This is a genomic window from Ancylobacter sp. GW821-FHT10E12, from assembly GCF_058809335.1.
This window is the reverse complement of record NZ_JBXASN010000004.1, coordinates 318,598-332,827: the sequence shown is the minus strand read 5'-3', so window position 1 is coordinate 332,827 and position 14,230 is coordinate 318,598. Positions and strand designations below refer to the sequence as shown.

At 68.2% G+C, this 14,230-nt stretch carries 10 protein-coding genes, 1 tRNA gene and 1 pseudogene; 3 read left to right on the top strand and 9 right to left on the bottom strand.

Features of this window, described 5'->3' with window-relative positions:
• Positions 1-47: 47 nt before the first annotated feature.
• The 3 genes from AC1RU4_RS07775 to AC1RU4_RS07765 are packed head-to-tail and all read right to left on the bottom strand — an operon-like array spanning position 48 to position 2,532.
• Positions 48-701 carry an amino acid ABC transporter permease gene (locus AC1RU4_RS07775; RefSeq protein WP_492890484.1) on the bottom strand — a complete coding sequence of 218 codons (654 nt, stop codon included), beginning with the start codon at positions 699-701 and terminating at the stop codon, positions 48-50.
• Between the two features lie 11 nt (positions 702-712).
• Complete coding sequence (locus AC1RU4_RS07770) at positions 713-1,396, bottom strand: amino acid ABC transporter permease (protein WP_492890483.1); 684 nt, start codon at positions 1,394-1,396, stop codon at positions 713-715.
• A complete protein-coding gene (locus tag AC1RU4_RS07765; RefSeq protein WP_492890482.1) occupies positions 1,393-2,532 on the bottom strand; it encodes a mannitol dehydrogenase family protein in 1,140 nt (379 codons plus the stop codon). Before AC1RU4_RS07765 ends, AC1RU4_RS07770 begins: the two co-directional genes overlap by 4 nt.
• A 254-nt stretch (positions 2,533-2,786) precedes the next feature.
• Here AC1RU4_RS07765 and AC1RU4_RS07760 point away from each other — a divergent pair, with 254 nt between their 5' ends.
• Entirely contained in the window at positions 2,787-3,716 is a 930-nt protein-coding gene (locus AC1RU4_RS07760; protein WP_492890481.1) for a GntR family transcriptional regulator, read from the top strand.
• Positions 3,713-3,856, top strand: a complete 144-nt coding sequence (locus AC1RU4_RS07755; RefSeq protein ID WP_492890479.1) for a hypothetical protein — start codon at positions 3,713-3,715, stop codon at positions 3,854-3,856. The genes AC1RU4_RS07760 and AC1RU4_RS07755 overlap by 4 nt, the downstream gene beginning before the upstream one ends.
• Positions 3,857-4,139: 283 nt before the next feature.
• On the opposite strand, the gene AC1RU4_RS07750 is transcribed toward AC1RU4_RS07755, so the two are convergent.
• Genes AC1RU4_RS07750 through AC1RU4_RS07740 form a run of 3 tightly spaced genes read right to left on the bottom strand, consistent with a single transcriptional unit; the run spans position 4,140 to position 10,139 of the window.
• The gene (locus AC1RU4_RS07750; RefSeq protein WP_492890478.1) at positions 4,140-7,835 is read right to left on the bottom strand and encodes an error-prone DNA polymerase; all 3,696 of its coding nucleotides are present in this window, start codon (positions 7,833-7,835) and stop codon (positions 4,140-4,142) included.
• On the bottom strand, positions 7,832-9,442 hold the full coding sequence (locus AC1RU4_RS07745) for a Y-family DNA polymerase (protein ID WP_492890477.1): 1,611 nt from the start codon (positions 9,440-9,442) through the stop codon (positions 7,832-7,834). The genes AC1RU4_RS07750 and AC1RU4_RS07745 overlap by 4 nt, the downstream gene beginning before the upstream one ends.
• Positions 9,327-10,139, bottom strand: coding sequence for an ImuA family protein (locus AC1RU4_RS07740; RefSeq protein WP_492890476.1), 813 nt, complete (start codon positions 10,137-10,139; stop codon positions 9,327-9,329). Before AC1RU4_RS07740 ends, AC1RU4_RS07745 begins: the two co-directional genes overlap by 116 nt.
• Before the next feature lie 234 nt (positions 10,140-10,373).
• Between AC1RU4_RS07740 and AC1RU4_RS07735 the strand changes: the two genes are divergently transcribed.
• Complete coding sequence (locus AC1RU4_RS07735; protein ID WP_492890475.1) at positions 10,374-11,786, top strand: alpha/beta hydrolase; 1,413 nt, start codon at positions 10,374-10,376, stop codon at positions 11,784-11,786.
• Between the two features lie 29 nt (positions 11,787-11,815).
• Here the strand turns inward: AC1RU4_RS07735 and AC1RU4_RS07730 are convergent.
• The 3 genes and pseudogenes from AC1RU4_RS07730 to AC1RU4_RS07720 all read right to left on the bottom strand — a co-directional run.
• Positions 11,816-11,938 (bottom strand): annotated as a pseudogene (locus tag AC1RU4_RS07730) (DUF924 family protein); the annotation flags it as partial.
• 73 nt (positions 11,939-12,011) lie between these two features.
• The gene (locus AC1RU4_RS07725; protein WP_492890474.1) at positions 12,012-13,793 is read right to left on the bottom strand and encodes a monovalent cation:proton antiporter-2 (CPA2) family protein; all 1,782 of its coding nucleotides are present in this window, start codon (positions 13,791-13,793) and stop codon (positions 12,012-12,014) included.
• Positions 13,794-14,021: 228 nt separating this feature from the next.
• Positions 14,022-14,106: transfer RNA gene (locus tag AC1RU4_RS07720), tRNA-Leu, on the bottom strand.
• Positions 14,107-14,230 lie beyond the last annotated feature (124 nt).

Sequence of the window (14,230 nt, the reverse complement as noted above, 5' to 3'; positions counted from 1 at the left end):
CGTCCAGCACCTTCACGGTGCCGAAGCTCTTGTGAACGTTGGAGAGTTTAACGACGGCCGACATTGAGCTTCCTTTCCAGCCTCCGGCTCCAGGTCGACAGCGGGAAGCAGATCGCGAAATAGATCACGGCGACGACCACGAAGACGGTGAAGGGCTCGAAGATCGAGTTGTTGATGAGCTTGCCGGCCTGGGCGAGCTCGACGAAGCCGACCACCGAGGCGAGCGAGGTGTTCTTGACGATCTGCACGAGGAAACCGACCGTCGGGGCGGTGGCGATGCGCGCCGCCTGCGGCAGGATCACCCGTGTCATCCGTTGCCACGGGGTCAGCGCCAGGCATTCGGCGGCTTCCCACTGGGTCTTCGGCACCGATTCCAGGCAGCCGCGCCAGATCTCGGCAAGGAAGCCCGAGGCATAGATGGTGAGGCCGAGGCCGGCGGCGAGCAGCGCCGGCACTTCCTGGAAGCCGACAATGGCGATGCCGAAATAGATGAGGAACAGCAGGATCAGCAGCGGCGTGCCCTGTACCAGCTGGATATAGGCGATCGCCGCGTAGCGCAGCGCGCGGACCGAGGAGATGCGGGCGAGTGCCACCGCGAATCCGACCAGCCCGCCGCCGATGAAGGCGATGGCGGACAGGCCGAGGGTCCACGTGGCGGCCCAGCCGAGGAATTCGAGATGGACGAGGCTGAAGGTCGGCATGGTTCAGGACCTCACAGCGCCGTGCCGAGCTTGCGCTTGCGCACGAAGACGGCGAGGCCGAACAGCCACAGCGCGACGCGCACCACGAAAGACAGGGTGAGATAGATGATGCCGACGACGATATAGGTCTCGAAGGAGCGGAAGGTGTCGGACTGGATGCGGTTGGCGACCGCGGTCAGCTCTTCCGCCGAGATCTGCGAGGTGATCGAGGAGGCCAGCATCAGCAGCACATATTGGCTGGTGAGCGCCGGGTAGACCCGCTCGATCGCCGGCCGCAGCACGACATGCCAATAGACCTGCGGCTTCGACAGGCCGAGGCAGTCGGCGGCTTCCAGCTGCGACTTGAGCACGGATTCGAGGCCGGCGCGCACGATCTCGGACGTATAGGCGCCGACATTCACCACCAGCGCGATCACCGCCGCCGCATTGGCGGAGACTCGAATCCCCAGCGTGGCGATGCCGAAATAGACGATGAACACCTGCACCAGCAGCGGCGTATTGCGGATCACCTCCACATAGGAGGCCACCAGGAACTTCACCCACGGCTTGCCGTCGGCCCGGCCGATGGCGCAGAGCGTGCCGAGCACGAAGCCCAGCACGGTAGAGACTGCCGAGAGCTTCAGCGTCAGCCAGGCGCCCTGCAGGAATTCCGGCCAGTAGGCCAGCAGGGACGAGAAGTCGAACTGATAGGTCATACCGCCACCTGTTGCGCGCGGTGCCGCGCGACGAGCGCATCCAGCACCGGGGTTGCGGGCGCCCGGGGCTGTCCGGCGATCCAGTCGAGGAAGGCGCCGATCCGCCGCTCCACCTTCACCACGTGGTTCTGCGCGATGTCGGCGATGGGGTGATCGAGGAAGGGGTTGCGGAAGCGGTCGAGCGTGACCGCCACATAGGCCCGTGCCTCCTCGCCCATGCCGCGCGCGGCGAAGCCGGGTACGACCTCGTCGGCATAGATGGCGTCGAGCCGGGCGCGCACGCCCTCGTCGGCGAGGATGGCTCGCACGGTCTCGCAGGGCGCGCGGCCTTCGCTGGCCCAGATGTCGGCAAGCACGGTGTGGCCGAGATTGAGGATGTGCAGCTTCAGCCGCTCGAAGGGTTCGAGATCGTCGGTGAGGACGACGCTGGGATGCGAGAAGGGCAGGGCGAGGCCGGGCCGCCGCTCGATCGCCCATAGCGCATAGGGCTCGGCGACGGCACCGACCGGCTCGATCGGCTCGGAAACGATGCGGTCGACCAGCGTGTTGGCGAAGATCACCTTGCTGGCGACCCACTCGGCGAAAGCGGCCGGGGCGCCGCTGGTTGCGGCGAGGTCCTGCACTGCGGCCGCGAGGATGCCGCCATTGCGGTTGACGAGTTCGCAGGGCAGCACGGTGAGGGGTGCGCCGCCGGCCTTCCAGCGATGATGCAGCAGCGCGGTGAGCTTGCCGGGGAAGGAGGCGGGCACGCCGCCGGCGATGAGCGCCGGGTTGCGATCTTCGGCGGCGATCTCGTAGCCGGCGTCGCCCATGTTCGAAACGACGAGCCCGGCCTCGGTGGCGAACAGCGCCTTCAGCGCTTCCCAGTCCGCTGCCGCCGACAGGCCGCGATCGACCGAGCGCACGGTCACCGTCCGCTCGGTGGGGATACCCTCGACCATACCGCGAATGATGACGGGATAGCCCTCCGGCCGGCCGAAGGCCTTGATGCGGCCGGCGCGGGCGGGCAAGCCCGATGCCTGCACCACGGCGATCGGGCCGATGGCCTCACCGGCTTCGCGGGCCTCGTGGACGAAGAGATCGACATGCGCCTGAAGGAAGCGGCTTGTGCCGAACTGAACGATGCGAATGCTCACGCGCCACACGCCTCAACAAGCGCCGAGGCGGATGCGCGTGCGCCGTCATGCGCCGCAGTGAATTGAAGATAAACGGATTTCTTGCAGCTGCTTGCGCGCCACATGGCCTTTTCCTCACCCAGTGTCGATTTATTTTTTGTCTTCTTATATATAAAAATCCACGATAGACGCCGTGTGTCAATCTGTTTTTAATGTAAAAAAAACGACACTACCGAAAGGTGGCGTCAGGGGAGAGAAAGCGAGATCGGCATCCCATGAAGGGCAATACCGTCTTCAAACGCAGCTACAACCATTGCCTGCGACGGCTGGCTGAGCACTCGATCGGCGCACCGCTGCCGTCGGAAAGCGAGCTTGCCCAAGCGCTTGACGTCAGCCGCACCACGGTCCGCGCGGTGCTGGCGTCGCTGGCCGAGGGCGGAATCGTCGGTAGCGGAGCCGGGCGGCGCGTGCTCAAGCGCCATCCGGTCGACGCGGATTATTTTCCCGATACGCAGACCCTCTCGGCCGGGGCCGCGGTGGAACGGCGCTTCATGGAGTGGATCCTGCAGGGTGATTTCCGCGCCGGGCAGCTCCTCAACGCCGCCGAGCTCGCCCGGCAATTCGGCACCTCGACCACCACCATCCGCGAGCATCTGGCGCAGTTCCAGCATTTCGGCCTGCTGGAGCGGCGGCCGAACAGCGCCTGGCTGTTCAAGGGCGTGACGCCGGCCTTCGCCGCCGAGATCTATGATGTGCGCGAGATGTTCGAACTGCGTGCCACCCGCAGCTTTATCGAACTGCCGGAGCATTCCCCCGCCTGGTGCCAACTCGACGCCATCGAGAAGGATCATCACACGCTGCTGGCCAATATGGATGCAGAGTATCGACGTTTCCCGAAACTCGACGAGCGGTTGCACCGGATCATCCACGAGACGTCGCAGAACCGATTCATCATCGATTTCTATGACATCATCTCCACCATTTTTCATTACACTTATCAATGGAACAAGGCGGACGAGAAGCAGCGCAATACCACGGCGCTGATGGAGCATCTCGACTATATCGAGGCGTTGCGCAGCCGCGATCAACGGATGATCGACGCGCGCCTGCGCAAACATCTGCGCACCGCTCGCGCCACCCTGCTGCGGTCGATCGAATTCGGCCCGTTCCGTACTGAAACCGCCATTCCCGCCGCCTCCACGTGACCAAGGTCTTCGCCGGCATCGGCAACGATGCGCCGTCGGAGGAGGTGCTGCATGTCACCGCCGATACCGGCATCGATGCCGGCCATATCGACCGGGTGCCGGCTCCACAGGGGGCCTGTTCGGCGATGAGGTGCGTATAACGCCGGTGTATCATATAGCCGGCTATTAAATTAAGAAGATCGCGGTGAAGGGTGGCGTCGATTCATGCGTCTTGTCGGCCGGCGATCGCTGGGAGACTCTTCCAGCGGTTTGCATTGCCGACCCGTTGGATAGGACAGACGCCGACGACAGATTAAACGCCGGCTATCTTTCCGCAGGTCTTGCTGATCACACGTTCGCCGGGCGGCGCGGCTGGCGCATAAGGTGGCGGCACTGCGCGAACTCCCGCAGCCGGCGAACGCATGAGGGGCGCCGTCGCGCGGTTCAATGGAAATCGCGCGATTTCGGCAGCAGGCGCACCTGACGCGGGTGTCCCTGGGTGGAGCGCCGTCCTTGCAGCAGATGCTCGCGCTGGGGCTTCAGCCGCGGGTCCTCGTCGGGGTCGACATGCGGCGCCGGCACGCTGCGGGGGTCGTCGAACAGGCGGGAGAGCTCGGCGGTGCGGTCCATCACCCGCTCGCCCATCAGATGCACCACGCCTTCCGGGCTCTTCTGCACCCGACCTTCCACCATCACGAGCCGGGCGCCCATCACCTGCGCGCGATATTGCTCGAACAGCCGCGCCCAGAGCAGCACATTGACGATGCCGGTCTCGTCCTCCAGCGTCATGAAGACGGCGTTGCCCTTGCCGGGCCGCTGCCGCACCAGCACGATGCCGGCGGTACGTATCCGGGCGCCGTCGCGGCTCGCCGCCACCTCGGCGCTGGCGAGCACGCCCTCGCGGGCGAAGACCGGCCGCAGCATCCCCATGGGATGGCCCTTCAGTGACAGTCGCGTGGTCTGGTAGTCCACGGCGATCTGCTCGGGCAATGGCATGAACGGCAACCCGACATCCGCCTCCTCGCCGAGCTCGCGCGCATCGGCCGCGGCGAACAGCGGCAGCGGCGCATCGTCCGGCAGCCGACGCACCGCCCAGGCGGCTTCGCGCCGGTCGAGACCCATGGAGCGGAAAGCGTCAGCCTCCGCGAGCTTGGTCAGCACGGCGACCGGCAGGCGGGTGCGGCGGGCGAGGGTCTCGATATCCGGGTAGCCCTCGCCCCGTCGCTCCGCGAGCCGCTCCGCCGCGGCGGCGCCAACCCCGTCGACCTGGCGTAGGCCGAGGCGCAGGGCGAGCGTCCCGTCGGACCGGCGTTCCAGCGTGTTGTCGTGGAAGCTGTGATTGACGTCGACGGGGCGGATGTCGACGCCATGTTCGCGCGCGTCGCGCACGATCTGCGCCGGGGCATAGAAGCCCATGGGCTGGGAGTTGAGCAGCGCGCAGGCGAAGGCCGCGGGATGCCGGCATTTGATGTAGGCCGAGATATAGACCAGCTTGGCGAAGGAGGCGGCATGGCTCTCCGGGAAGCCATATTCGCCGAAACCCTTGATCTGCTCGAAGCAGCGCGCGGCAAAGGCGGGGTCGTAGCCGCGCGCGCTCATGCCATCGATCAGCTTGTGCTGGAATTCGCTGATGGTGCCGACATTGCGGAAGGTGGCCATGGCGCGGCGCAGCTTGTTGGCCTCCACATCGGAGAAATCGGCCGCGACCATGGCGAGTTGCATCGCCTGCTCTTGGAACAGCGGCACGCCCTCGGTGCGCGAGAGCACCTCCTTCAGTTCGTCGGGATCGTGCGGTGGGGCCGGGGAGGGGTAGGTCACGGGCTCCAGCTTGGCGCGCCGGCGCAGGTAGGGATGCACCATGTTGCCCTGGATCGGCCCCGGCCGGACGATCGCCACCTGGATGACGAGGTCGTAGAGCCTCCGCGGCTTGAGGCGGGGCAGCATGTTGATCTGCGCCCGGCTCTCCACCTGGAACACGCCGATGGAATCGCCGCGGCACAGCATGTCGTAGACGTCGTCTTGGTCGGCCGGTACCTCGGCGAGGCCGTAATCGACGTTCTCATGCGCGCGCATCAGGTCGAAAGCCTTGCGGATGCAGGTGAGCATGCCGAGCGCCAGCACGTCGACCTTCATGATGCCGAGCGTGTCGATGTCCTCCTTGTCCCATTCGATGAAGGTGCGGTCCTCCATGGCCGCGTGGCCGATCGGCACGATCTCGTCGAGCCGGCCTCGCGCCAGCACGAAGCCGCCGACATGCTGGGAGAGGTGGCGGGGAAAGCCGAGCAATCGCCGGGCAAGGCCGATGGTGCGGGCGATGGTCGGGTTGGACGGGTCGAGCCCGGCCTCGCGCGCCCGGCCGGCCTCGATCTCGCCGCCCCAACTGCCCCATACCGTGCCGGCGAGCCGGGCGGTGACATCCTCGGTGAGGCCGAGCGCCTTGCCGACATCGCGGAAGGCGCTGCGCTGGCGATAGGAAATGACGGTAGCCGCGATGCCGGCGCGCAGCCGGCCGTAGCGCTTATAGATGTACTGGATCACCTCCTCGCGCCGCTCATGCTCGAAATCGACGTCGATATCGGGCGGCTCCTTGCGCTCCCTGGAGAGGAAGCGGGCGAAGAGCAATTCGTTTTCCGCCGGATTCACCGCGGTGATGCCGAGCACGTAGCAGACGGTGGAATTGGCCGCCGAACCGCGCCCCTGGCACAGGATGCCCCGGCGCTCGGCGAAATCGACGATGTCGCGGATGGTCAGGAAATAGGGGGCGTAGCCGAGCTCGGCGATCAGCTTTAGCTCCTCCCCGAGTTGATGTTCGACCTTTGCCGGAATGCCAGCCGGATAGCGCAGGCCGGCGCGGCGCCAGCTCAGCTCTTCCAGCCAGCCCTGCGGCGTGTGGCCGGGCGGCACCGGCTCCTCCGGGTATTCGTATCTCAGCTCGTCGAGCGAAAAGTCGATCCGCGCCAGGAAGTTGCGGGTTTCCTCCAGAGCCTCCGGCGCCTCGCGGAACAGCCTCGCCATCTCGGCCGGGGATTTCAGGTGCCGCTCGGCATTGGCCTCCAACAGCCGGCCGGCGGTTTCGATGGTAGTGCCGTGGCGGATGCAGGTGAGCACATCCTGCAGGTCGCGCTGGCTCGGGTGGTGGTAGAGCACGTCATTGACCGCCAGCAGCGGCACGCCGGCTGCCTGCGCGCTGGCCTTGAGTCCGGCGAGGCGGCGGCGGTCGTCGCCCCGGCGCGGCATGTCGGCGGCGAGCCACAGAGCGCCCGGCGCCGCTTCGTGCAGGCGCGAAAGCAGGACGTCGAGCCCTTCGGCACGGCGCGGCGGCATGAGGATGAGCGACAGCCCGCCGGCATCGGCGAGGAGGTCGTCCAGCCGCAGCTCGCAGTCGCCTTTGCGCCCGGAGCGCATGTTGCCGGCCGTGAGCAGGCGGCAGAGCCGACCCCAGCCGTCGCGGTTCTGCGCATAGGCAAGGATGTCCGGCGTGCCGTCGGCGAAGACGAGGCGGGCGCCGACCGCCAGCTTGAAGGGCCGGGGAGGCGGCATATCGGGGTCGGCTTCGTCAGCCGGCGGCGGTCCATCGAAGGCGGCTTCGTCCGTTTCGGGCAGGAGGGGAAGGGTCGAGAACGGATCGATGGCGCCGATGCGCCCGATATCCGTGCGGTCGATGCCGCCCGGCTCCGTGGCGCTCTCGTTCCGGTCGGACTGGAGCGACGCCGTCCAGCCTTCCGCATGGCTTCCGCCTTCTGGAGCCCTGCCGTCCTGATCGGCGGAGATGCGATGCTCGGGTGCGCCGTCGTCCTCGGGGCCCCTCTCGCCACGGTTTGCCCCTTCCTCGCCGCCGGTCGTCTCGGCTCTGCCCTCTCCGGCGGCGACGCTTATCTTCCCGCGCTCCGCCTTCCACGCTTCCCGCCAAGCCTCCTCGGCCTCCTTCACCGCCGCGTAGGCACGCACGACGCCGGCAACGGTGTTGCGGTCGGCGATGCCGATGCCGCCATGGCCGAGCGCGAGCGCCTCTTCCACCAGATCCGCCGCGCGGGAAGCCCCGCGCAGGAAGGAGAAGTTCGTGGTGACGGCGAGCTCGGCATAGAAGGGCGCCGGGCGAGCCTCGCTCGTCGTCAGCTTGCTTTTGGACATCTTGCTCATGCGAACAGCCCGTGCAGGAACCAGCGCGGCGTGCCTGCGCCGCGTTCGTAGAGACCCGCGCGGAATAGCCAGAAGCGCCGGCCCTCGCGGTTTTCCACCCGATAATAGTCGCGGGTGCCGGCGCTCTCGATCTCCTCGGCCGCCGACGCAGTCGTGGGGTCGCCGCGCCACCATTCCGGCGCGATGCGTTCTGGCCCCTCGGCGCGCACCACCTCGTGCAGCACGCGCCGCCAGCGGAAGCGCAAAGGCGGACCGTCCGGCACCTCTGCCAGCGCGTCGATCGGCTGCGGCGGCTCGAACAGGGTAAGGGGGCGGGGCAGGTTGTCCTCCGGCGGACCGGATTGGCCCGCGATGGCGTCGACCGCGGGCACCAGCATTCCGGCGCGGGTGGGATCGTGGGTGTCGCGCAGCGCGAAGCGCAGCACGCGCTCGCGCCCGAGCCGCGTGGTCAGCCGGTCGATCAGTGCGGCGACCTCCTCTTCCTCGTTGACGCGTCCGTCGAGGCCGATCTGCGCGGCGGCGAGCGGCTCGGCGCGCAGTACGGCAAGACGGATGAGATCGAAGCCGAAACCGGGGTCGAGTGGATCGGCGAGGGCGTCGAGCCGCTCGCGGAACAGCCGAGCGAGGGCGAGGCCGTCGCGCGACGGGCGGGCGGTCTCCACCCCGAGCCGGCGCACCGCGCCGTCGGTGCGGAAGAACGAGGCCTCGAAGGCGCGTCCGCCCTGGCCGCGGCTCTCAAGCATCCGCCCGACATCCTCGACGAGCAGGGCGAGGGCGCCTTCGATATCGGTGGAGCGGGCGATTGGCTCGGCGAAGCGCCGCTCGGCGAGGCAGTCGGGCAACGGCCGGCGCGGCACGATGCGCGCATCCTCAAGGCCGAGGGTGCGCCGCAGCCGCACTAGCAACTCCTCGCCGAAGCGGGCGGCGAGCGGGGTGCCGGGGCGCTTGGCAAGGGCGCCGATGGTCTTCAGCCCGGCCCGGGACAGTCCGCTCACCGTTGCGGCCGGCAGGCCCAGCGCCGCGATGGGCAGGCCGGCGAGTTGCGCCGCTTCCGTGCCCGGCGCGAGGACGCCGCCGAGCCCGCAGCGGGCGGGAGCACGGGCGGCCTCCGGCGTGCCGGCGACGACGGCGAAGCTGGACAGGCCGTGCGCCTTGAGATGCGTAATGAGGCGGGCGCGCATCACCGCCTCGCCGCCGAACAGATGCGCACAGCCGCTGATGTCCAGCACCAGCCCGTCCGGCGGATCGAGCGCCACCAGCGGGGTCCAGCGGTCGCAATCATCCGCCACCTGCTCCAGGAAGCCGGCGTCGGCGACGGGGTCGTGCTCGACGACGTCAAGGTCGGGAAGGCGAGCCCGCGCATCGGCAAGCGTCAGGCCGGGCTCCAACCCCTGCGCCCGCGCCGCCCGCGACAGCGCGGCGAGCCGCAGCCCGCCCGTCGTCCGCTCGACGAAAACAAGGGGACCCGCGGGGCCCGGTCGCGGCCCCGCCTCAGCCGGCGCGGCGGAAGGGGGTCGGCGCCGCAGCCTCGCCAGCCGCTCGGCCGGCAGGAACGGAAACCACAGCGCGAGGTAGCGGGAAGATGTCGTGGAAGGAACAGGTCTCACGGTCCCACTCCAATTGCCAGGAACCGCCGGCATGGCCGGCACGATGACGCAGCAGCGAGACGAGGAAGCTCGGAGCGCCCGGCGCTTCGCCCGCCAGTGGACGGGACGGTGCCGCCCGCACCTGCCAGCGGGTCGCCGCCGCGCTGGGAGCGGGATAGCCGCCCGGACGCAGCAGCAGTACGGCGAGGCCGGAGCCGCCGGCGCGCAGCGACAGCCGGCGCGTCGCGGTGAGATCGAGCGCCTTCGGCTCTCCCCAGGGCTCCACCAGCACCGCTCCGAGCGCGGCGCAGCGCGCGGCATCGTCCGCCACCCGCAGCGCCGCTTCGCCTCCGTGGGCGCGCACCAGCAGCAGCCGTGCCGGATCGAGCCCCAGTGCGCGCAGGCCTTCAGCGGCGAGATGGCCGGCTTCGTCGTCGACCATGTCCTGCCGGATCCACAGCAGCGGACGCATGGCTCCCGCCGGGCGGGCGGCGGCGGCCCGCATCGCCAGCGCCAGCGCGAAGCCGGCGGCCGCCGCCATGTCGCCGCTCTCGGCCGCGAACACCTCGTGCAGCGCGCCGCAGGCGAGCGGACCGCCGAGCGCGCCATCCGCGCCGGGCGCGCCGAGATCGAAGAAACTGGCGCTGGCAGGCAGATGCTCCGCCTCAAGGCCGGCAAGCATCCCCCGCAGCGCGGAAACACTCGGTGTCGCACGCATTTTTGTTCCTCTTTTGTTCCTTATAAGCGACTCGTTCCGCTCCCGGAGTCAAGAGCGGGCTGCACCGACGCCGTGCGTCGGCTGGGCGTGTCACGTCGCCTGCATGAGGAAAGAGGATGCTCAGTACGAAAATCGATGATAATCGGAAGCGTTATAAAACAAATACATGGCGCCTGGGACATGTCTCCAAGAACATGACGCCGGCACGGATGCGGAAGAGACAGGTGCTGGTACATGCGTGAAACGGCAACGTCCCCCGCGTGCCGCAGTGTACCCAGCCCAGCTGCGACCCGGCCGGGCGCCTGGGTACGGGGCCTGATCGGCCTCGCCTGCGCGCTGATGCTCAGTGCCTGCGCTTCCGGCGAGCTGCCGGGCACCCTGTCGCCCGAGTTGACGCAGGCCGACATGCTCGGTGCGAAGAAGCCGGCGCAGGGTTTCGATGTGCTCTACGTCACCGACCGCACACCGTCGATCGCCCCGAATGGCGGTCTCAGCTACAGCTCAGGCCGCGCGCGCTTCATCAGCTTCGGGTCGGCCGAGCTGGAGCCCGCCACCTCGGCAGGGTCCTCCGCAGGCGACCTCAAGGTCGAGGCGGTGAACGAGATCGGTCAGTTCCCGCCGACACCCTATACCGCCGAGCCGACCCCCAAGGGGCCACGGCGTGCGCCCGGCGCGGTGAGCGCGCATGAGCAGGCGGCGGCCGCCCTGCAGGCAGAGGTGACGCGCCGGCTTGCCACCGTACGGCGCAAGGAATTGGTGATCTTCATCCACGGTTACCACAACAGCTTCGACGACGCGGTGACCTCCACCGGCGACATCTGCCGCACGCTGAGCCACGAGTTCGTCTGCGTCGCGCTGACCTGGCCGGCCGGCGGCACCGGCGGCGCCTTCATGGGCTACAACATGGACCGGGAATCCGGCGAATTCTCCGTGCCGGACATGAAGAAGGCGATCCGTATCCTCGCCGATACCAAGGGCGTCGAGCGGGTGAACATCATCGCCCATAGCCGCGGCACCGATGTGCTGGCCAATGCCGTCCAGCAGCTGGGCATCGAGACCTATGTGAGCAAGTCCTCGCTCTGGCAGCGCTACAAGATCGCCAATCTGGTGCTGTTCGCCCCGGATATCGACCTCGACGTGGCGACCACCAAGATGTTCGGAGTGATCTCCGATCCCGACCTTCCCTTCGGCTCGAAGCCGAGCCCGGACGGGACGTTCCCGTCGCAGGGCCCGGTGCATCTGACGATCTATTCCTCGCCCAACGACAAGGCGCTCGACATATCGGCGCTGCTGTTCGGCAGCAAGGAACGCCTCGGGCAGATGGCGCTCAAGAAGCTGGCCGACGGCAAGATGTCGAGCGTCGCCTGGAGCGGTGCGCAGACCGAGGGCTTCGCCGATTTCATCGTGTTCGACGGCCGGGCCGGGTTCATCGGCCACAGCTATTTCATCTCCGATCCGCTGGTGCGGGCCGACCTCGCGGCCCTCATCCGCGATAGCAAGAGGCCCGGCGAGCCCGGCCGCATGCTGGTCGAGATCCAGCGGCCGTTCTGGCGGATCGGTGACCCGCGCCGGGAGCCGGCGGCTGCCAGCTCGCCGCCCGCCAGCTCTCCGCCTGCAACGGAGGCGCCGCAGGCCGCGATGCAGTGACGGCGGGATAGCCGCGACGTTTGCGCGGCTCAGCCGGCGAAGCCGCCATCTGCCAGGAACGCCGCCGCCTCGGGTATCGTCTCGCGGCCGAGAAGGCGCTTGCGGTGCGGAAATCGTCCGAAGCGGCGGATGACGTCTCGATGGCGCACCGCCGCTCCTCGCCAGCCTCCCGCCAGAAGCCGACCACCGCGGCGATCGCCCTCTGCGCGTCGGCTGATACCACGGTCAGGACGATGCCTTCGGTTGTGCCGCCGGCGTATTGCCGTGGATCAGGTCACGCCCGGCATAGATGCCGCCGGTAATCTCGATGGCGAGCCGGTCGGCATCGCGGCGGCGGGTCTCGGCCATCACCCGGGCGCGCTCCTCCTCGTCGACCTCCATCAGCGCCAGCGTCTTCTCGCCCAGCGCCAGCGCCGATTCGAAGGTTTCGCGGATCTGGAAATCGACCCCGGCCTGGATCAGCTCGATGGCGTGCTCGCGGTCGAAGGCGCGGGCCAGCACCGGCACCAGCGGAAATTCCGACTTGACCAGTTCGGTGATCTTCAGGCTGGCCTCGCGGTCGTTGACCGCGATAACGATCGCCCGCGCATCGTGGGCACCGGCGGCGTGCAGGATGTCGAGCCGCAGGCCGTCGCCATAATGCACCTTGAAGCCGAAATCGCGGGCATTGCGGATGGCGTCGGTATCGGTATCGATGATGGAGATCGAGCAGTTGTGGCCGAGCAGCGGCTGGCTGACGATCTGCCCGAAGCGGCCGAAGCCGATGAGCAGCACGCTCGCCGACAGGCTGTCCACGAGTTCCACCCCCTCCATCGACGGCGCGGGCTTCGGCATCAGCCGGTCATGCAGCATCATGCCGAGCGGGGTGAGCGCCATGGAGACGATGATGATGGCGGTGAGGATGGCGTTGTCCTCGCCACTGATCAGCCCCACCGAGGTCGCTGCCGCATAGAGGACGAAGGCGAATTCGCCTCCCTGGGCCATCAGCACGGAGCGCTCGACCGCCTCGCGATGGCCGGCGCGGAACAGCCGTGCCACCGCATAGATGCCGAGCATTTTCAGGAGCATGTAGGAGACGACGGAGACGACGATCAGGCGCCAGTTGGCGACGATCACCGACAGGTCGAGCGCCATGCCGACGCCGAGGAAGAACAGGCCGAGCAGGATGCCGCGGAACGGTTCGACATCGGCCTCGAGCTGGTGGCGGAAGGTGGATTCCGACAGCAGCACGCCGGCGAGGAAGGCGCCCATCGCCATGGACAGGCCGCCGAGTTGCATGGCGAGCGCCGCGCCGAGCACCACCAGCAGTGCCGCCGCCGTCATCACCTCGCGCGCCTTGGCCTTGCCAAGCACGCGGAACAGCGGATCGAGCAGATAGCGCCCGGCGAGGACGAGCCCGGCGATCGAGGCGAGGCCGATGACGATGCCGGTCAGCCGGTCGCCAAGGGTGGTGTCTTCGCCGCCGGGGGCGAGAAAGGCGACCAGTGCCAGCAGCGGCACGATGGCGAGGTCCTCGAGCAGCAGGATGGCGACGATCCGCCGTCCCTTGGGCAGGCCGAAGGCGCGGCGCTCCTCCAGTACCTGCATGACGATAGCGGTGGAGGTGAGTACGAAGCCGGCGCCGGCAACGAAGCTCGACGCCGCGGGATAGCCGAGCGCCAGGCCGACGCAGGTGAGCAGCGCGGCGCAGGCGCCGACCTGGGCGAGGCCGAGCCCGAAGATTTCCCCGCGCATCGCCCAGAGCCGCGAGGGCTGCATCTCCAGCCCGATGATGAACAGGAACATCACCACGCCGAGCTCGGCGACGTGGAGAATCGACTGCGGATCGCTGAACAGGCCAAGACCGAACGGGCCGATGGCGAGGCCCGCGGCGAGATAACCGAGCACCGACCCGAGCCCGAGCCGCTTGAACAGGGGCACCGCTATCACCGCCGCGCCGAGCAGCACCACGACGGGGATGAGCTGGAAGCCATGGGCGGCGGCGTCGGAAGCAGCTTCGGCGGCCATCAAGTCGTCCCTTTCGCACGTCGCCAGCGTCCTGCCGTCGACCGTTGCGGGGCAACCTAAAGGCGCCGGAGGGCGATCGCAATTATACGTAGCGCCGCCGGGGGGCTCGCGGGTCGGCAAGCGCTGCTGCAATGTTCTTCAGGCAGGAGGGGAGAGGCCGAGCCTCGATCCCTGGGCGCCGGCCGGCAATGTGCCGGCACTCGGCGGGAGAGGATTTTCAAGAAAGAATGGTGCGGTCGAGAGGACTCGAACCTCCACGGTGTTACCCACTGCCACCTCAAGGCAGCGCGTCTACCAATTCCGCCACGACCGCAACCACATGCACCGAAGGGAGCCGAACATGTCGGCTGGCCCCGCAGCGCGGCATCGTCTAACAGATCGACTTCGGCTCCACAAGGGCCGCGCACGCTTATGGACAGCTCCGTTCGATTGGCGGG